The following is a 714-nucleotide window of genomic DNA, read 5'->3' on the forward strand; positions in this document are numbered from 1 at the left end:
GGGGTGGGGTGGGTGCTCGCGTGGAGCACGGCCTGGCGGGTGCGGTCTGCTGTGTGCTTCATCTTGATTGCCTCTCGTGAGCGTTGGACGGCTCGGGGTGGTCTTTTCAGACGGTGAGCATGCGGATGACGGCGGGGAAGGCCATGAGCAGCATGACCAGCACGGCGAGGAGGGCTCCGGGAGCGGTCATCTTCTCGCTGGCCGTGTTGGCCTCGGCTGCTTGGTCGGCCAGGAGTTCGGCGTTGAGGGCGGCGGTGCGGGCGCGCAGGGCCTTGTAGACGGCGGCGCCGTCGGTGGCGGAGCCGCGCATGATGTCGGCGATGTCGGTGAGGACGGGCAGGTCGTACTGGGCGGACAGCTCCGTGAGTGCCTGATACGGGGGGATCTTCTCCAGCCGGGCGCGGCGCAGGGCACCCTGCAGATACACAAAGGGCCAGCCTTCGCCGACGGCGGCGGCTTTTTCCAGGGCTTCGGCGGGGCCGGCGTCGGCGGCCCGTTTGAGGGCGACGAGGTCGAGGTAGGCGGACAGGGCGTGCGCGAACTCCTCCCGTGCCCGCTTGGCCGCATCCCGCACCGCGAGGTCGGGGGTGATGAACAGCAGGCCGGCGATGATGAGTCCGACGCCGGCGGGCACGTAGAACGGCAGCCCCACGCCCACGATGATCCACGGAATCGTCGCGATCACCGGGCAGAGCAGACCCAGACCAGCGAGCG

Annotated in this window: 1 protein-coding gene; it reads right to left on the reverse strand. The window is 69.7% G+C overall.

The genetic code is table 11. The annotated features are described in order from the left end of the window. Nucleotides 1-106 precede the first annotated feature (106 nt). The coding region (locus GRC12_RS44860; protein ID WP_208786142.1) for a type II secretion system F family protein at nt 107-714 on the reverse strand (608 nt) is incomplete at its 5' end.

This window comes from Streptomyces griseorubiginosus, assembly GCF_017614965.1.
Lineage (GTDB): Bacteria > Actinomycetota > Actinomycetes > Streptomycetales > Streptomycetaceae > Streptomyces > Streptomyces griseorubiginosus_B.